General features: G+C 28.3%; 14 protein-coding genes. 2 read left to right on the top strand and 12 right to left on the bottom strand.

Annotation, left to right across the window (positions count from 1 at the left end):
- Positions 1-3: 3 nt before the first annotated feature.
- From HNP68_RS03810 to murI, 7 genes are all read right to left on the bottom strand, one after another.
- Positions 4-1,731: a V-type ATP synthase subunit A gene (locus tag HNP68_RS03810; RefSeq protein WP_183220629.1), complete on the bottom strand. Its 1,728-nt coding sequence runs from the start codon at positions 1,729-1,731 to the stop codon at positions 4-6.
- A 12-nt stretch (positions 1,732-1,743) separates the two neighbouring features.
- Positions 1,744-2,289, bottom strand: coding sequence for a hypothetical protein (locus HNP68_RS03805; protein ID WP_183220627.1), 546 nt, complete (start codon positions 2,287-2,289; stop codon positions 1,744-1,746).
- Between the two features lie 9 nt (positions 2,290-2,298).
- Positions 2,299-2,898 carry a V-type ATP synthase subunit E gene (locus tag HNP68_RS03800; RefSeq protein WP_183220625.1) on the bottom strand — a complete coding sequence of 200 codons (600 nt, stop codon included), beginning with the start codon at positions 2,896-2,898 and terminating at the stop codon, positions 2,299-2,301.
- A 187-nt stretch (positions 2,899-3,085) separates the two neighbouring features.
- On the bottom strand, positions 3,086-3,472 hold the full coding sequence (locus HNP68_RS03795) for a hypothetical protein (protein WP_183220622.1): 387 nt from the start codon (positions 3,470-3,472) through the stop codon (positions 3,086-3,088).
- A 5-nt stretch (positions 3,473-3,477) separates the two neighbouring features.
- On the bottom strand, positions 3,478-5,814 hold the full coding sequence (locus HNP68_RS03790) for an endonuclease MutS2 (protein WP_183220620.1): 2,337 nt from the start codon (positions 5,812-5,814) through the stop codon (positions 3,478-3,480).
- Complete coding sequence (gene rsgA, locus HNP68_RS03785) at positions 5,804-6,727, bottom strand: ribosome small subunit-dependent GTPase A (RefSeq protein ID WP_183220618.1); 924 nt, start codon at positions 6,725-6,727, stop codon at positions 5,804-5,806. Before rsgA ends, HNP68_RS03790 begins: the two co-directional genes overlap by 11 nt.
- Positions 6,724-7,506 carry a glutamate racemase gene (gene murI / locus HNP68_RS03780; protein ID WP_183220616.1) on the bottom strand — a complete coding sequence of 261 codons (783 nt, stop codon included), beginning with the start codon at positions 7,504-7,506 and terminating at the stop codon, positions 6,724-6,726. Before murI ends, rsgA begins: the two co-directional genes overlap by 4 nt.
- Positions 7,507-7,668: 162 nt before the next feature.
- On the opposite strand from murI, the gene asnS reads away from it, so the two are divergent.
- Positions 7,669-9,057 carry an asparagine--tRNA ligase gene (asnS, locus tag HNP68_RS03775; protein WP_183220614.1) on the top strand — a complete coding sequence of 463 codons (1,389 nt, stop codon included), beginning with the start codon at positions 7,669-7,671 and terminating at the stop codon, positions 9,055-9,057.
- Positions 9,058-9,080: 23 nt separating this feature from the next.
- Entirely contained in the window at positions 9,081-9,599 is a 519-nt protein-coding gene (locus tag HNP68_RS03770; protein ID WP_183220612.1) for a hypothetical protein, read from the top strand.
- On the opposite strand, the gene HNP68_RS03765 is transcribed toward HNP68_RS03770, so the two are convergent.
- The 5 genes from HNP68_RS03765 to nusB all read right to left on the bottom strand — a co-directional run bounded on the left by HNP68_RS03765 (position 9,596) and on the right by nusB (position 14,698).
- Positions 9,596-10,189: a phosphoribosyltransferase gene (locus tag HNP68_RS03765; RefSeq protein ID WP_183220610.1), complete on the bottom strand. Its 594-nt coding sequence runs from the start codon at positions 10,187-10,189 to the stop codon at positions 9,596-9,598. The genes HNP68_RS03770 and HNP68_RS03765 overlap by 4 nt on opposite strands.
- Before the next feature lie 187 nt (positions 10,190-10,376).
- On the bottom strand, positions 10,377-11,801 hold the full coding sequence (gene htrA / locus HNP68_RS03760; RefSeq protein WP_183220608.1) for a DegQ family serine endoprotease HtrA: 1,425 nt from the start codon (positions 11,799-11,801) through the stop codon (positions 10,377-10,379).
- 66 nt (positions 11,802-11,867) lie between these two features.
- Positions 11,868-12,623: a type I methionyl aminopeptidase gene (map, locus tag HNP68_RS03755; RefSeq protein ID WP_183220606.1), complete on the bottom strand. Its 756-nt coding sequence runs from the start codon at positions 12,621-12,623 to the stop codon at positions 11,868-11,870.
- Positions 12,616-14,283: a tetratricopeptide repeat protein gene (locus HNP68_RS03750; protein ID WP_183220604.1), complete on the bottom strand. Its 1,668-nt coding sequence runs from the start codon at positions 14,281-14,283 to the stop codon at positions 12,616-12,618. Before HNP68_RS03750 ends, map begins: the two co-directional genes overlap by 8 nt.
- Complete coding sequence (gene nusB, locus HNP68_RS03745; RefSeq protein WP_183220825.1) at positions 14,270-14,698, bottom strand: transcription antitermination factor NusB; 429 nt, start codon at positions 14,696-14,698, stop codon at positions 14,270-14,272. Before nusB ends, HNP68_RS03750 begins: the two co-directional genes overlap by 14 nt.
- Positions 14,699-14,729: the final 31 nt, after the last annotated feature.

Genomic DNA, 14,729 nt, shown 5'->3' with positions numbered 1-14,729 from the left:
CCCCTAAATTGCCTTTTTAAAATTTACTAACTCACTCAAAGTAAGCTCCAATTTATTAAACTTATAATCTTTAAAAGAAGAAAGATTCATGTCTAAAAGATTTTGTCTTAATTCGTTTATAAAATCTCTTGCTTGAAGCTTATCAGAAAAATTAAAATCAGTCCTAAGAATGTTATAAATTATATCAAACATATAATTTTGACGCTCTGAATTAACAGCAGCATCAACAGAATCAAACGAATTTTGTTGCAAATAGCATGAATCAAGCAGCTCAGATTTCAAATAAATTAAAAAATCACTGTTACTTATGCCCTCTTCCCCAACAACTTTCATCATTTGATTAATTTCATTGCCTTTTACTAAAAAAGATCTTGCATATTCTGTCTTTTTAGAGTCAATAACACCTTTATATTTGCTCCAAGATTCAAGAGGGCTAATAGCTGGAAATTTTCTAGCATCAGACCTTTCTCTTGTAAGTCCATGAAATGCTCCGACAACCTTTAAAGTCGCTTGAGTAACTGGTTCTTCAAAATTACCGCCAGCAGGGCTTACAGAGCCGCCAACCGTTACAGATCCAACGTCACCATTATTAAGGACTACAATGCCTGCCCTTTCATAAAAAGAAGCAATAACAGACTCAAGATAAGCTGGGAAAGCCTCCTCACCAGGAATTTCTTCAAGACGACCAGACATTTCTCTCATAGCTTGGGCCCATCTTGAAGTTGAATCTGCCAAAAGAAGAATATCAAGACCCATCTGTCTATAATACTCACCAATAGTAATAGCAGTATAAACAGAGGCTTCTCTCGCTGCAACTGGCATTGAAGATGTATTACAAATAATACAAGTCCTATCCATTAAAGATTTACCCGTTTTGGGATCTGTCAATTCGGGGAACTCCTTAAGAGTTTCTACAACTTCTCCTGCTCGCTCACCGCAGGCTGCAATAATCACTACATCAACATCAGCATTTCGACTTGTAACCTGCTGAAGAACCGTTTTACCAGCTCCGAAAGGGCCTGGAATACAAAAAGTTCCTCCTTTAGCTACTGGGAAAAATGTATCTATAATTCTAGTTTGAGTCAACATAGGTTCACTAGGAATAAGTCTTTCCTTATAATTAGTAATAGGAATTTTAACAGGCCAATGAAAAGACATTGTAATGTCGTGTTTCATACCAGAATCATCTTCGATTACAGCAATTTGATCATCAATAGAATAGTCACCATCATTTACAATTTCCACAATTTTATAAGAATCTCTTTTATAAAATGGAACCATTATTTGATGGTGAACAGTTCCTTCGACTACAAAACCTAAAAAATCTCCTGCAATAACAATGTCCCCAACTTTGGAAGTTTTTTTAAAATTCCATTTTTTATCTTTATTTAAAGGTCTTAAGTATATTCCCCTTTCTAAAAAAAATCCACATTGAATAGCCAGTTCAGGCAAAGGATTTTGAAGTCCATCATACACTTGAGTTAAAAGACCTGGTCCTAATTCAACCGTTAAGAGCTTATCAGTAAATTCAACTTCATCTCCAACAGATATCCCTTTTGTCAATTCAAAAACTTGTGCATCAACTTCATTACCCCTAATACGAATTACTTCTGCTTTTAAATTTCTACCAGCGGTTTTTACAAATAAAACTTCATTCATAGAAACTGAACTTTCTACTTCAATAGTAACTAAGTTTCCATTCACTCCAACGACTTTTCCTTTTGTCTTCATAAAATTCCTTTTCTAAACTTTTTGATTGGTTTTATCAATTAAATTTTGACAAATATTGTCAAAATTTTGAATACCTAGTTTTTCTTTAAATAAATTATGCCTCAAAAATAACCTTAACTTGAAAAAGTAAATTATTACTTTTTCAAAATCAAATTCATGTCCAACTTCAAGATCAGTCAAAAATTGCCACTTAAGAAGGTCAAGGTCTAATTCTATTTCAAAAGAATTCTCTTTCAAACAAATATTTCTCAAAATACTCAGATAATAACTAGAGAAATAAGAAGATTCTATATAAATATCCTTAGATAAGCCAAACTTTTCTGCCCTTAAAGCTGCAAGTGTATATCTTATTGTATCTTCAAAATCAGAAAAAAGATCAACGGCTCTTGATTTACCCTTATCTACCCTAAATTCTAGCAACCCTTTTAAAAATTTGAAGTCTTTTTTGCTTAAAGAAATTTCGACATTACTTAAAAAGTCTGAAACATTATAATCTTTTAAAGATTTTAAATCAATATAAGGTAAAGAAGATAAAACATAATAATATGAATACAACACAAAAGTCTCCTAGACCACTTTCACAACTTCCTTAAATCTTGGATTAAGATAATCAAAAAGAATGCCTGCAATAGTTTCCACTGAAAAATCATAATACAAGCCAATATTCTTTTTTTGAATCTTAAAACCTTTATTTATGCCTTTGAAAGGCTTAATTTCCATTCCTTCTTTAAGCTTATTTTTAAGTTTTAGCCTTAATACCTGTTCTAAGCTAGAAAAATCAGATTCGTTTAATTGAATAACTAATTTTTCTTCTTTAAACCAAGAATCCGTTATTTTAATTATAAGCTCTGCTAAGAAATTATTATCACTAAAAACTTCCGTCACATTCTCTTGTAGAGTATTTTCAAAAAGAGATTTAAGATTCTTCTCAACGCCAATAATTAAGTCTCTAATTGCTTGCCTAGAAGCTTCAATAGCATGACTTTTATAGTCATTAGCCTCTTTTTCTGATTTCGCCTTTAATACTCTAGCAGCTTCTTCTGCTTTAGCAACTATTTCTTCTGCCTCTCTTTTAGCCTTCAAAATAATATCATTAGATACTCTCTCGGCTTCTTCAAGACCATCTTTTTTAATTTTATTTATCAGATCCTTTACTTCAAATTGCATTAAAACTCCTTGTCATACAACATAAAATACTAAATTAACACTTATTAATAAACAAAACTTTTAAAAAGTATACAATAAATCCTTAATACCAAAAATTCAATAATATTAATGAAGCACATCAAATTAGCACACTAATTCTTTTTAAAAAAAATATATTTATTCTCAGTTATTAGAAATAATACAACCATTAAAAAAATGGGCCAATAATTTTATAAACATTACCATCAAGCACTATATCGAGATTTTTACTTGGAAATTTATTTTTAAGCCCCTCCCTAAAGATTTCAATACCTCTTCTATTTATCTTATCCCAAAATTCACCATCAACAAAATTTAAAGTTAATATTTCAATAATTATCAAATAACCTCTTCCAAACTTAGATCCATAGCCTGATGTAAAAGTTGTTGTAACACTAAAAAGACCGTCCAATAGGCCGTTTGCAGCCTTCCCCCTAAAAGGCCTATTGGGATGAATATCATACGAATTACCAAATTCATCTTCAAGCACAAAATCAACATCAAGACAAATGTGAAACAATACATTTTCAAATTCATTAAATTTTGCTATATTCACTTAAATTAAATCTCAACTATAGTTTTTCCAGCCCCCCCATCACTAGGATGAGCAAAATAATATTTTTTAACAAACTTTAACTCTTTTAACAATTTGTGAACTTCCCTCATAAGATGCCCCTCCCCTTTTCCATGAATGATCTCGAATTTATTAATGTCATTTAATATAATATTATCTATTTTCTTATTCAAAAAGTCTAGAGCATCAACAACCCTCATACCCCTAATATCAACGGTAAAACTTAACAAGATTTCCTTATTATAATCAATTGAAAAGCTAAAATTTTTACCACCTTCTTTTTTATGCTCTATAACTTTCTCCAAAGATATCTCTGAGCTAGAAACGCTAACATTAAATGTACCTACATTAACAATAATCTTCTTTTTAGACATCCCAACTATTCTTCCTTTCGCATTAGAATTAACTATTCTAACCCTGTCTCCTATTTTAAAATCTCTTACTATATTTCTCTTATTGTTAAGAGAATTCACTTTATTTAACTTGAGATCTACATTTTTTTCCAAATCTGATATAAAAGCTTTATTTTTTGAAACATCAATATTACCCTCTTTTATTTCCCTAACTAAATTTTCCAAAACTTTTCTTGAATTTTTTAAAAATTCATTCTGCTCATTTAAAAGCTTTATTTCAATATTTTTTTCTTTTAATAAAAGATTTTGATAAATATTTTTTATTTCTTTTTCTTGCAACTCTATTTGGATTAATTTTTTATCCATGCTTTCTTTAGTTAAAAGTAAATCTTTCTCTTTCTCTATTAATCTTTCTAAAATTTTATTAACTTCTGTTTTTTGGGATAAATAAATTTCATTAGCACGAATTACTATACTACTGTCAATCAAAACTTTACTAGCAACATTAAACGCATAACTTTCACCAGGAATGGAAAAAATCAAATTATAATTGGGTTGCATTGTCTCTAAATTCATACACATAGAAGCATTAACAACGCCTTCATGAGTATATGCGAAATATTTAAGAGCATTATAATGAGTTGATATTAAAACATAAGAATTAATATCAATTAAATATTCAAGAATTGAAATAGCAAGCGCCTGCCCTTGATCAATATCTGTTCCTGAGCAAAATTCATCAAATATTACAAGACTATTTTTTGTAGTATGTTTTAAGATATAGGAAATATTACTCATATGACTTGAAAAAGTTGAAAGAGAATTATAAATTGACTGCTCATCGCCAATGTCAATAAAAATGTTATCAAAAATTTTAAAAGTGCTAGACTCACCAACAACAATAGGAATCCCAAATTGGAACATTGCGCTAAGTAGCCCAACTGTCTTTAAAGTTACCGTTTTTCCACCAGCATTAGGTCCAGTAATAATTACAACACGATTTTCAAAAGACGTAAAAGTTATTGCCTTTGGAGCCTTTAACAAAGGATGGTATGCATCAAAAATATTTAATACATTTGAAATCTTGGGGAATATTCCTTTGGTTTTGATTCCATAAATCGCTCGTACTTTTAGAGAATCATAATATAAAAAATTATTATAAAGATTATCTAAAAGGACAATATTAGTACGAACTTTATCAGAAAGATTCTGCAAAATTTTTAAAATTATTCTTTCTTTTTCTAAATTTAAATAATTTAACTTATTATTATCATTTACAACATCATTTGGTTCAATATAAAACGTTTCACCCGATGACGAAACAGAAATAATATTCCCCTTAATTTTACCTTTAAAATTAGACTTAAGAGCAAGGGTATATTTATTCGATTTATAATAAACAAAATTAGAAGCCAAATATTCTATATTTAAATTAATTATTTTTTTTATTTGCTTTTCAATTCGTCTATTTAAATTTTTAATTTCAAATTCAACCGAATCATATTCTTTTACAACACCATTTTTCAATTCAAGAGCATCAAAATCTACATATTTTTTCAATTCACTAAGCAAATTTTTTAACTCGGGACTTAAAAATAATAAATCAAATAAAATTTGAGTATTAAGATGTTTGATATCACTATTTTTATGCAAAAATAAATTTATTTTCAAAACTTCATCTAAAAACTTTACAATATCTCTTAAATCTTCAATAGAAGCTCTTGAATTTTCTTTTGATAATAATGAAATGGAATATTCCAAGCTATTTATAAAAGAATTTGGATATCCTTTACAACTCTCAAAAAGCATTCTAATTAGACTTACAAAGGAAAACATTTTCTCTAAACTTTCTCTTGTTTTTAATATCTTTTGTTTATTTAGTAAATTAACAGTATCTGGATTAGAAACATATTCAGATACTAAAGATAAAATTTCATAAAAATCAATATTTTTTAAATATTTATCTTGCATAATTTTTATAATTTTTAAGCTCTGATAAAATCTTTAAATAGCTTTCGTACCTAAGTTTAGAAATACCATTACCTAAAGAACTCATAACAAAACAACCAGGTTCGCTAACATGTAAACAGGATTTATATTTACAAAAACTAGCAAAATTTTCAAACTCTTTAAAATAATACTTAAGATTTTCAAAAGGCAATGTTTCAACTCCAAACTCTTTTATTCCGGGAGTATCAACTATTATTCCGTTCTCAGAATGAAATGATATTGAATAAACAGTAGTATGTTTTCCTCTAGAATATCTATGTGAAATTTCATTTACTGATTGCGATGCTTTTGAATCAATCAAATTTATTAAAGAAGATTTACCAACACCAGACTGGCCAATAAAAGAAGTTCTTGAATTTCTTAAAATCTCTTTTACTTCCTTAATGCCCTCACAAGTTTTAACGGAAGTTTTTAAAACTTTGTACCCTAGATTTTTATAAATTTTAGAAAATTCTTCAGCCCTTTGACTTATTCCTTTATCAATTTTATTAATAACAATAACGGGAACAATGTTTTGCTCTTCTGCAACAATAATAACTCTGTCAATAAAAAAATTTTTCATCTCAGGAAAGTTGGCAGAATTTATAATCAAAACATTATCAATATTAGAAACAATCGTTTGTCTAAGATCTGCTTTTTTGTTATAACGCCAAAGAAGATTTTTTCTGTTTACCCGCCTATCAATATATACCTTGCGAGCACCATAAATATACCCCAAGACTATGTCTCCTGGAACTAAAGGGTTATACTCCTTACAACCTGTTTCTAATACCTTACCTTTAAAAATTCCTTCATAAATTAATTTACTACCAAGTTCTAAAACAGAATATATATTATTAACCCCCCAAATAACTTCAAATTCAAGATAATTCAAATTATCATTCCTTTAAAATGGAGATTATATTTTTTGCAAAAATTTTGATAAAAAGTTAAATTTTCGTTTTTAGTTAAATAAAACTCATCCACAAAATCAACATCATTTTTATAATAATTGCCTCTATATTCAAAAAAATTTATTGATCTAATTAGACTTTGCACCACTAATTCACGATTTTCATAAACAGGAATTTTTAAAAAATCTTCTATCATTGTCTTAAGATGTAAATAATGGGTGCATCCAAGAAAAACAATTTCTCTACCGGTATTTACAACTTCAAGCCTTAAAGCTTCCAAACACCTAAGAGCGTCTTTTCTGAACTTTTCCCCATATTCAACAAAATTAACAAGCTCTCCAGCAGCTTTTATAATCAAGTCGTCATGTATATTTACTTGATTTTTAACAAATTCGCTTTCAAGTGTAGTATTTGTTGCTATCAAAAGAACTTTTTTTAAAACAAGATCTGAAACTGAACTTACCTCTGGCAAAGTATAGATCACCGGAAAAACAAAATTTAACTTATTGTATACACTAACAGAAATTGTGTTGCAAGCCAAAACTAATGCGATAATATTATATATTTTTTTAAGTTTCTCAATTAAAAAAAAAATTGATTGTAAAAGATATTCTGAGCTCTTTTCTCCATAAGGAAAATTTTTATTATCGGCAACATAAACATATTGGTACCCCTCTATTTTACTTTTAATATATTTAAAATAAGAAAGTCCCCCTATTCCCGAATCAAAAACAATTATTACTTCTTTGAAACTTTTCATTACAAAATAATAATCACCCCTAAAAAATAAAGTATATATATTAATAAAGTTAATTTCAAGAATTAAAATAATAAAAATTGTTGAATGTTTTTTTAAAAAAAGTTTTAAGCTATAATAAAATTGATTTAACAATATTAATAAGTATTTAGGGTAATAAATAAAATGTTTAAAAGCATTAAAGATATTTTAGAAAATCCAATTTTAAACAGTAATGTTACAATAAACGGTTGGATTAGAACTGCAAGAAGTAATGGTAAGATTAGATTTATAGAAATTAATGATGGCTCAACGCTTAAAGGCATTCAAGCTATAATAAACGAAGAAGAAAATCAATTTAGTGAAAAAGACCTAAAACAACTAACAACAGGGGCAAGTATATCGTTAACGGGCCTATTAATAGAAAGTCCCGCAAAAGGACAAAAATATGAAATAAAAACATATAGTTTTAATGTAATAGGAGAAACAGATCCAAAAACCTATCCATTACAAAAAAAAAGACATACTTTTGAATTTTTAAGAGAAATACCTCATTTAAGAATACGAACTAATACATTTGGAGCTATTGCTAGAGTAAGAAATAAAATTTCATACAAAATTCATGAATATTTTCAAAAAAATGGTTTTTTTTATATCAATACACCGATCATTACATCAAATGATGGAGAAGGTGCCGGGGAAATGTTTAGGGTTTCTACACTAAAATTTAATAAACCAAACGATACGCTTACCAATATCGATTTTAAAGACGATTTTTTTGGGAAAGAGGCTTTTCTATCAGTTACCGGTCAATTGCATGGAGAAGCATACGCCATGGCTTTATCTAAAATATATACATTCGGCCCAACATTTAGAGCAGAAAATTCCAACACCACTCGCCACGCTTCAGAATTTTGGATGATAGAACCAGAAATGGCTTTTTACAAACTTGACGACAATATTATACTAGCAGAAAATCTTTTAAAATATCTTTTAAGTTCAATTTTAAACGAATGCTCACAAGATATGGACTTTTTAGAAAATTACATTGAAAAAGGTTTAATTAAAAAATTAGAAAACGTAATAAATTCAAATTTTGAGGTTATTACCTATACTAAAGCAATAAAAGTTCTTGAAAACTCAAAAAAAAATTTTGAAATAAAACCTTACTGGGGAATAGATCTGCAAACAGAACACGAGAGATACTTAACAGAAGAAACTTTTAAAAAACCAGTAGTGGTTATTGATTATCCAAAAAATTTCAAAGCATTTTATATGAAAATAAACAAAGACAATAAAACCGTTAAAGGAATGGACATACTTGTTCCAAGAATTGGGGAGATTATAGGAGGAAGCGAAAGAGAAGATAATTTACAAAAATTAGAAAATAGAATAAAAGAATTAAATCTAAACATCGAACATCTAAACTGGTATCTTGATTTAAGAAGATTTGGCTCCACTCCTCATTCTGGTTTTGGACTTGGACTTGAAAGATTAGTGCAATACTCAACAGGAATATCTAATATAAGAGATTCAATACCATTCCCAAGGACTCCTAAAAATCTTTATTTTTGATCAAAAAGAAAGGAAACAAGGAAATGAAATTAACAAAACTATACAGATTAATATTACTCTTTCTTTTTGCAACAAGAATATTCCCAGTAAAAGATGAAAAATTCAACAATAAATTAGAATTATTTTCAAATGTAGAAACAAAAATCAAAAAAAATTCTAAAACTTACGATCCAAATTCAAACCTCAAAAAGATACAAAAAGAATCAATTTTAAAAGATACAAAAGATAAAAAAAATATAAATTCCAATATATACATACAAAAATCAAAAAAAATTAATTACCCTAACAGGAATTTAAACAATAACATCAATCAAAAAACTGCAAATAATGGAAGTTACATAACAAATCATTATGTTAAAGTTTATCCTAACTATAAAAATGATAACTTTGAAGCAATTAAAAATACTAATAAGTTTTCAGTTAAAAATGAAAAAACTCATGCACTAATCGGTCCAATATTAAAGGATAACCTGGGAATAATAATTAAAATATTAAAAACAAAAGGATATACTTTAATAGAATATATAGAGGACAATAATTAAGATTTATTTTTTGCCAAAAACTTTAAAACCTCATTAAGCTCATCATCTATATATTCGAAACTATTCTTATATTCACTTTCATTCAATCCTGTCAACTCATGATTTCCATAATGAATCCAAGTATTTAATTCTTCTTGGCTAGAATATTTATTAACATAATAATCAGGAATATAATCTACAAATCCATGATCCTTATAATCATAAACTGCTATTTTAACATTTTTATTATCTATCCCCTTTTTTAAAACTTCACCTCTCAAATAAACAATAGTACGACCCGTATCAAAAATATCATCAACAAATAAAACCTTATCGCCCGCCCTTAAATATTTTGGATCATAAGTCCATCCATCTATCATTATTTTTTTTTGCTCATTATAAATATCATAAGATCTAGCAACAACAGCCGCATATAACAGGGGTTTATCTACTTTTACAAATTTAAAAAATTCACTAATAATATTACCAAGATAGGCTCCTCCCCTCAAAGAGACATACATAATATCTGGAATAAAACCATCTTTATAAATTTTATAAGCAAGTTTAAACCCATTAATTCTTATCTCCTCATAAGAAACATATTTTTTCATAATCCAAACTTATTCCTTTTTAATAAAAACAAATTTTATTTTTATTAAATATTTTATATTTTATTTTCAAATACACGCAAATATTTGCACAAAATAAATACATTACAGCCCAAAAAAAAGCTTAATAAATTATACATAAAGCAAAAAAAGGGTTAAGATCGAACTCTTAACCCAAAACTAAAATTCACTAAAAAGAAATTTTAAAAGAATCATTTCCTCTTAAAATTTTATAAGTATTTTTTCCAATCTCAAGAGCGTCGTAAAATTCTCTTAAATTAGAAACACTTTTTGAATTTACAGAAAGAATCACATCTCCTGATTTCATCTTAATACTTGATGCTAAATTTTTATCAATATAATCAACAACAACACCTTTAATCCAATTTCTTAAATTAAGCTGTGCTTTAATATCATCAACTAATGGATACACAACAAAGCCCGGAAGCATTTTTGAAGAAGAAAGCTCTTTATCCTTAGGTCTAACAGCAAGAATAATTTCAATATTTTTTTTGACATTACCCCTTAAAACTTCCACATTTACTTTCTCGCCAGCATAAAAATCACTAATATATGATGTAACGTCTTGAAACACACTCATGGAAACTCCATTAACCTTCACAATAATGTCCCCTGCTCTAAGCCCTGACTTAATAGCAGGTGAGCCTGGATAAAGAGAAGCAATAATTGCAGCTGAAACATCACTACCCTCAACTCCCAAGCTTTTTAGCACTTCAGAATCTCTTGTTTTTAACGGATAAAAAGAAATTCCAAGCCATGCTGATTCAATTTTTTTACCTTTAAGGAAAAAATCCACTGTACTTTTAATATTATTAACAGGAATTGCAAAACCTAACCCAATATTTCCGCCAGAATTTGAAGCTATCCAAGCATTAATCCCAATAACTTCACCTTTTATATTTACAAGAGGCCCGCCTGAATTACCTCTGTTAATTGCAGCATCAGTTTGAATAAATAAATTTCTTGATTGTAAATTAGGATTTGCAGAACGTTGCAATCCACTCACAATGCCCGCTGTAACTGTAAAACTAAATTGGAAAGGGCTCCCTACTGCCATAACCCAATCGCCTATTTCAAGCTTATCACTATCTCCAAGATCAGCTACTTTAATAGTTGCGTCATCACTTTCAAAACTAATAAGAGCAATATCTTTTTTTTCATCTTTGCCAATTAACTTAGCCTTGTGCTTCTTCTTATCATAAGATACAACTTCAAGTTCAGTAGCCTTATCTACTACATGGCTATTTGTAACCACATAAAATAATGATTTTTTTTGAGAATCTCTACCAATTATTACTCCAGATCCTGCCCAATTGCTTTTTCTCTCAGAATCAAATTCTGGCATATCAAAAAAGAAAAATGGAATAGGAAAACTCTGCTTAATTACCCCTGTTGCATGAACTTCTACAGACGATGGTAAAATTTTCTTGGAAACCTCTCTAAAAGAATCTTGCAGAGCTTGTACTGTATTGTCCTTTTCCTCTGCAAAAACAATGTTACTTCTATTAGAATCTAAATAATGCATTCCAATAAAAAACCCAATACCCAAAGCCAAAAAACTGAGAATAAATCCAGAAAAAAACTTTTTTTCCACTTTTATAACCTCCACATAATTACTTAATTTTATAAACAAAATTTTAATATTTGATTAACTTAAAATTTAAACTTCACTTAAAATTACAGGCAATCCATCAACAACAGCAACAGTGTGTTCAAAATGTGCAGAATAACTAAGATCAGATGCAAAAACAGTCCAACCATCACTTCTTATTGAAACTTTATGCCCTTTTAAGTTTACCATAGGCTCAATAGCCAAAACCATACCTTCTTGAATTCTAATATTTTTAAAAAAAGGGGCATAATAATTGGGAACACTTGGTTCTTCATGAAGTTGAAATCCAACACCATGCCCCGTATATTCTCTAACTATTCCAAAACCAAATGGTTTTATATATTCCTCTATTGCTTTTGATATATTTAAAATTCTATTTCCCACTTTCATCTCAGCAATACCTTTGTAAAGAGCAGTATTTGTAACTTCTAAAAGTTTGTCGATACTAGAATCCACACTTCCCACTTTAAAAGTCTTTGCCATATCGCTATAAAACCCATCAAGAATAACCCCACAATCAATGCTAACAATATCTCCATCAGCTAACTTTCTTTTCCCAGGAATACCGTGAATAACCTCTTCATTAACAGACGCACAAATAGTGCCCTTAAACCCATGATATCCTTTAAAAGCGGGCTTGGCTCTATTTTTAATAATAAAGTCATAGGCTATTAAATCAAGTTCCTTGGTGCTAATACCAGGGACAATATTTCTTTCGACTTCTAACAAAGTAAGCGCTAACAAACTAGCTGAAGCTTTTATTTTTTTAATCTCATCTTTAGATTTCAATCTCAGTTTAGTCAAAATTCAACTTCCTTTCTCTAAGTGTATCTATCATATTTTTATAAAGTCTTCCCTCATCAGTTTCGTAAAAAGAATAAGAAGCTAAAATAGCCCCTTTGCCTTCTTCCATTTTACCCAAATAAAGATAATTAATGCCTTGTTTTAAGTAGATTTTTGATACAAATTCAAGCTCATAATCAGTACTAGCATCTTTATCATAAAAACTGCTAGGTAATAAAGATATGCCTTCATTAAAATACCTTTCTGCTTCTTTATAATTTTTCTCAGAAAAACTCAAAACTCCAAGATTATAATAACTTCCAAACATATATTTTTGAGCTTTATTGTCAAGAATTACCTTTTTTGCACTAATAAAATCTCTTTTAAGAAAATAATAATAAAATTTATAAAAATCATACCAATCTTGCTTATTTTCAGAAAAACCATAAATTCTAAAAAATAAATCCAAGTCCTTTAAATCTGAATAAAGCAGCAAATTCCAAGCCAAAAATTGAGCAATATTAGAATTGTACTCTGTTTTATAAAATATTCGCCACAAATAAGACTTTTTTGCCTCATACTCAGAATTTGCATAATTCAATGCAAAATAAATTTTAAAAAATAAAGGGTCTTCTTTGTAATTAGCTATAATTTCATTAGCTTTAGAATAATTTTTAATTCTAAAGTAGATGTTTGCTAAATAATAATTTATTATCTTATTGCCTTTAAATACCTCATTAGCCTTATTCAAATAAGAAATTGCTCTTTTAAAATCATTTTCATTATTAGCTATAAGTGCAAGATTTAAATAAACAAGAACATTATAATCAGGAAATTTTGTATAAAGCTTTAAATATTCATTTTTAGCATTCTTAACATCTCCCTTTTTAAAATAAGCATCAGCAAGTAAAAAAAGTAAAGTGGGGTCATTTCCATTTTCAATAAACTTAAGATTTGAAATTGTAAAATCTAAATCGTTAAGATTGTAAGAAATATATGCAAGCTCTTTGAAAAAGTTTTTGTCTTCTTTAATTTTAGAAAGTATACGCTTGGCAGCCTCCATGTTTTTTTTCTCTATATACAAAAGCATTGCATTTACTAAAAATGCATTATTTTTAAGATTTAAACCGATCTCTTCAAAAATACTAGCATCCTTTTCTCTATAGATTTTATCAATAAATTTGTTAAAATCTACAATCTGATTATCTACACTTAAATTTTTAATAAAAACTTCATTATAAAGACCCCGATACTCTTCACTATCTAAAAGATAGTTATTTGCAATTCTGTAAGCTTCTTTTAAAGACCCAACTTTAAGTTTAGAATAAACTTCTAAAGCTCTAAGCTTCAAATTACCCGGCAAAGCTTTAACACTAAGATTTACTATATCCCCCATAAGACTAAAGTCGCCCGTATATAAAGCCCAAACCTTACTTCTTTTAATAAGAGCTAGCCATTTAAATTCAGTATTGGCGTAATATGATGAAAATTGTATTGCTTTTTTAGCACCAGCAAATTTTTTTCTATCAATATAAAAATCAATTTCTACAATAAGCTTGCTAAAATCTTTTTCGCCTTTAAAAAAATATAAAATATTGGGATTGAAATAGAAATAAAAACCACCTAAAAAACACGTTAATAAGAATAATAAAACGAACACTAAAGTTTTATTTTTTTTCAATACAATTCTCCATATTTTTCAATAAAGCATCAAGTATACCATTTATAAATTTGTAAGAGTTTTTACTGCCATATTTCTTGGCAATCAAAATTGCCTCATCAATTACATCACGCTTTGAATTTTCGAAATTTTGGAACTTCAAAGAATAAACACCCATTCTAAGTATTGCAAGATCAACCTTATCCATTCTATCTAAGGACCAATTCAAAGAAATATCTCTAATCAAGTTATCAATATGTTCTAAATTATTAAAGGTACCATTTACCAAAGAAGAATACAACGATTTAATAGATTCATTTTCTATATCTAATCCTTTATCCTCAATATTAAAAATATCAAAAATGTCGTCCATTGCGCTTTGATTAATATCAATACTATAAATCTTTTGAAAAGCCAAAACTCTAACTTCATGCATTAAGTCCATACCCAAAAAATTATCTAAATAA

Origin of the sequence: Borreliella yangtzensis (assembly GCF_014201775.1) — a bacterium.
GTDB classification, from domain to species: Bacteria; Spirochaetota; Spirochaetia; order Borreliales; family Borreliaceae; genus Borreliella; species Borreliella yangtzensis.
Note: the sequence above shows the minus strand (reverse complement) of the source record. Positions and strands in the feature narration are given on the sequence as shown.